General features: G+C 43.4%; 5 protein-coding genes. 1 reads left to right on the top strand and 4 read right to left on the bottom strand.

Going from position 1 to position 4,201, the window contains the following annotated elements:
* Positions 1–93, top strand: a 93-nt coding sequence (locus tag P2G88_RS19410) for an IS3 family transposase (RefSeq protein ID WP_275793917.1), incomplete at its 5' end; no start/stop codon positions are given.
* 36 nt (positions 94–129) lie between these two features.
* On the opposite strand, the gene P2G88_RS19405 is transcribed toward P2G88_RS19410, so the two are convergent.
* From P2G88_RS19405 to P2G88_RS19390, 4 genes are all read right to left on the bottom strand, one after another.
* Positions 130–225: a hypothetical protein gene (locus P2G88_RS19405; RefSeq protein ID WP_275799313.1), complete on the bottom strand. Its 96-nt coding sequence runs from the start codon at positions 223–225 to the stop codon at positions 130–132.
* Between the two features lie 1,028 nt (positions 226–1,253).
* Positions 1,254–2,768: an RNA-directed DNA polymerase gene (locus P2G88_RS19400; RefSeq protein WP_275799310.1), complete on the bottom strand. Its 1,515-nt coding sequence runs from the start codon at positions 2,766–2,768 to the stop codon at positions 1,254–1,256.
* A gap of 118 nt (positions 2,769–2,886) precedes the next feature.
* Positions 2,887–3,240: a hypothetical protein gene (locus P2G88_RS19395; protein WP_275799307.1), complete on the bottom strand. Its 354-nt coding sequence runs from the start codon at positions 3,238–3,240 to the stop codon at positions 2,887–2,889.
* 536 nt (positions 3,241–3,776) lie between these two features.
* Positions 3,777–4,061 carry a hypothetical protein gene (locus tag P2G88_RS19390; RefSeq protein WP_275799304.1) on the bottom strand — a complete coding sequence of 95 codons (285 nt, stop codon included), beginning with the start codon at positions 4,059–4,061 and terminating at the stop codon, positions 3,777–3,779.
* Positions 4,062–4,201 lie beyond the last annotated feature (140 nt).

The following is a 4,201-nucleotide window of genomic DNA, read 5'->3' as shown; positions in this document are numbered from 1 at the left end:
GAGTACATTGAAGTTGATTACAACCGGCAAAGAAGGCACAGTGCTCTGGGCTACCTGAGCCCGGAAAACTATGAGAAAAAACTAGCAGCTTAACCGGTGTCCACTTTTACTGGTGCAGATCAAAGTGCTTCATAGCCGGCGTACTTCGCGTGGAAGTGTGGAAGTGTGGAAGTGTGGAAGTGTGGAAGTGTGGAAGTGTGGCGGATTGTGATCGTTGAAATACATGTCGATCAAGATTCCGCAAAAAGCGGCTTATGACTGGCACGTTTTCATTTTTCTAAGTTCAATACCCTAAAGATCCCACTCTTTAGTTAAGGTCAGTCAATCTTGTTGCGTAACGACCAAGCTGTGCGGCACAAACGAGAGCATAGTTAGAGCCCACCGGCACGAGCCCCCTTGAAGATCAGTATTGCTGATAGCGACGCCACAGTGATTTCTAGAACCAGGTAGCACAGCATGATCCAATTCGTCACCGGTGCCATAAGAATGCCTGCGATCCGACTGCCAGCCATGCCCAGCATTAGTGCGAGAACGGAGAACAATCCAACACGAATCGTGCCTGCCGATGAGGCAAGTAGGAATAGGATAGCTGCCACGCCAATCGACATGCCTCCGTAGGTGGCACGAATATCGATAAGAGCGACCGAATGAGTAATCGAAAAGCCAGTGGCAGCATGAATTATTTGCGTTGGCGCAGCGACGCAAGCGATCCCAAAGAGCAGAAAGACTAGGCCGGTCAGTCTGATGGTGAATATTGAAATTTTCAGTAGAATTTTCGGTGTGCTCTAACGCTTTGCGTCCCAGCCCGCAGTTTGCGGCAAACTTGCGCAACTTGTTATGTTTAGTTTTTAAAAAAGCCACCATTTTGTTACACCAAACTTTTAGATGTTGTTACTTGCCATCGCCATTACTTGGAAGATTCACTGGTGCTGTAATGAACACCAATATGCCGCCAATAAGCAACGCAATATTAAACAGAAGTTCAAATTTGTAATGAAACGGACTGCTTTCAAGGAAGATAGTGTCCCCACTCTTTGTGACAAACTGGCCTGTGTCTAGCATTTGATAAATATCATATGAGATATATGCGATGAAAAGAGAGCATATAATTCTCAAATAAATTTTAATTATCGTCTTATCTGCCTTTGAGTCATTGAGCATCGATGTCACACCCTAAACATAACGCCGCGCTCTGCGGCAAATTTGGAGCGCAGCGGAAAATTTGTCCATCAGCAGCGCCTTGTTATAAGTTGCTAGGCAGTATCCATCGCCCATTTAATTAGCCATCGATCCAACTCTTCGGGCGTATTTTTCTCGATATTTCTTAACCAGTTATCACGCTCATCTTTTGGTAATATTTTTGTTGCCCTTAATATTGCACGTTTACCCTTTTCCCCAACGTAAAAGACTCGATTTTTATTATCTCTAACCCAAGCCACGTTTTTCGAGGTTAACGCTGCATAGGCCTTGTTTTCGACAAATTCGCTTTGCCCTATAAATTTCTTAATTTTTGGGTTCTTCAAGAGAGTTTCGTCGCCTGAAAAAAACCACTCAACCCAATACCGAACCAAACTCTGCATCATCGCAGGACTAGAAAGAATTGAAACAAAGTTATCTCGATTATCCTTTATCCACTTTCTGTGGGATAATGCCTTAAAATACAAAATGACATCGTTTATCACGGGTGAGAAAAACTCAAAATTGCTAAAAATTATATCGGCGACAAACTCAATGCGATTAGCCTTTGCTTTTCTAATGAGCGCTCTAGCTAAACCTAGGTCAACGGTATCTCTTTTTAAAAGTTGATCTGCGATATGTTCAAGATGCCCTTCTAAATCAGGCTTTTCCTCTACAATAACCTCCTCGTACTCAATCTCTCCAGAATAAGGATTGAATATTTCCAGAGTGTCAAATATTTCTACTTTCTCCATTTCATATTGATTGTGGAGAACGCCTTCTACATACTTTTTAGTTTCTTCTATATAGGTTTTGTCAGATGCCAAGGTGAGACGATGATTTTCATGTAGATATAGAGTCAGCTTTTCAAGGATTTTTTCTAGCTCCTCTTTTGAGTCGGAGAATATCCTAATATCATCTACGTACCGAGTATGTTCCACTCCAAAGTTTGAAATATATTCATCTATATCCACGAGAACTGCTTCGGACATAATTATACTGGCCGCGGGTCCAACGGGCACACCTTGAGATGCTTTATCGTTTATTGACGAAATAAAACCCTCGATATCATTTGCTATATTTTTTAAAGTTGGATCAGCTCGCTCTATTGCGTTATTCAGGCGATGCAAATAGATTTGATTGTAAAAGTCAGTAATATCAGTGACGAGTATGTAATCATATTCTTCAGAATGATTTTCTATCATATCTGTGAACGTCTTGAATCCAGAGTTTTTCTCGAAAAAACCACCGTCATCAATTGCAAATCTATAAGAGCACGCAACCTTCTCGTCAGCTCGCACCAGCTCTATCTTTTCAACTATCAAATAGGCTAAAGCTGTATATATGATTGTATCTAACGGCTCTAGCTGATGGACAATTCGATAACTTCCAGATGGCTTTTTAGAGGCCATCGTCAGAGGATGCTTTGTTCGTAGCTTGCCTATATTGCTACCTAGCAAATACTTCTTTACTTCATCCCAGCAGTGCCAGATTGCCTCATACTCAAAACCCTTTGGAAAGAAGTCAGAGTCGTAGTAGCTCTCTATATGCTTCTTAGCAAATTCTATGGATTCTTCTGTCAGCTTACTCATAATTTCTCAAAACTTATAACGCCGTTTTAAGGGGCGCAAACCGTTGGCTATACTGCGCGCAGCGCCAAGCCAGCGAGTTTGCGTCCCAGCCCGCAGTTTGGGCGATTTGAAAACCTTGTTATGTGTACTCATTGGGGTCAGTCTCCTCTCGAATAAACTCACCGGACTTTAGCAAAACTTCAACAATGTCACTTATTACTCGGGCATTGTTATCAGGCGCCAATATAAAGTAAGCCCAGACATCGTCATCCAACTCATACTCCCCGTTCTCATATTCCCACAGCGAGATAAATTCATCGGTTGAAGCACCTAACATTGCAGTATCGATACTGGGATGCTTTTTGGGTTTAGAAGACAAGCCGACTTCCAATATCCGTCGAATATTGGGATATCCTCGACTTCGATGGTCTCCCCGGAACTCAATGAGTAGGTCATCAGATTGGTAGGCTGGTCTGACTCTGAACTTTTCCATCACTCGTTGTACACATAACGCTTTGCGAAGGGGCGCGAACCGCTGGCTACACTGCGCGCAGCGCCAAGCCAGCGAGTTTGTGTCCCTGCCGTGTTGTTAGCGGCATACTTCCGCAACTTGTTATGTGCCACTTTTACGCCCCAACCTGCTAAAAACCCAATTGATAGTAATAACTAAGGTTGCTCCCTGAACCAAGGAACCTAGCCAAACAGCCAGATAGAAACTTCCGGTGTATGGTTCAAGAAACTTGAATATGGGTCTATAGGTTTCCCAAAGGACCATCTCTAACCAAGTCTCGGAGCACGAAGTCCAATAAAAATTCAGCGCTGGCGCTAGGATAAAAATGAATATTAGAACAGCAATCCATATGGCTTTTCCCTTTCTCAATCGAGTTTATTCCTTAACTGTCAGGTGTGGCATATAACGCTTTGCGAAGGGGCACGAACCGCTGGCTATACTACGCGAAGCGCCAAGCCAGCGAGTTTGCGTCCCTGCCGTGTTGTTTGCGGCACTCTTCCGCAACTTGTTATGTAACACTACGGCCACTGAACCTGCCCCATTAAATTCTTGTAAGATGCCAAGGCTTTGAGCATAGATAGCACCACGGCCTGCTTTTTGACGAGCACCTGATATAGGAAGACTGGCAGCAGCCAAAGTAAAATAAGAGAAAGCTGAATAAAAATGGCTGCAAAAACGAACTCTTTTACACCGATTAACGCAAGAAGAACAACACAAATGTTGATGAGAAGGAACGCCCAAACCGCTTTCCTTGCATCTGACTTCAGCTCTGATTTTGGCTCTTCTCTCACTTCCTTTTGCACGATTTTTCCTGTGTTACATAACGAATGATATGGACTCCCCCTTCTTCCGGGGTGTGCCACGCTTTAGCGGTGGCCAACTTAAGAGGAACCGTCCATGTCAGATTTAACTTATTTCTATGGCATTGATTTAGCCAAACAGG

Source organism: Aliiglaciecola sp. CAU 1673, assembly GCF_029223185.1.
In the GTDB taxonomy this organism is placed as follows: Bacteria; Pseudomonadota; Gammaproteobacteria; order Enterobacterales; family Alteromonadaceae; genus Bowmanella.
This window is presented reverse-complemented; position numbering and strand designations above follow the sequence as displayed.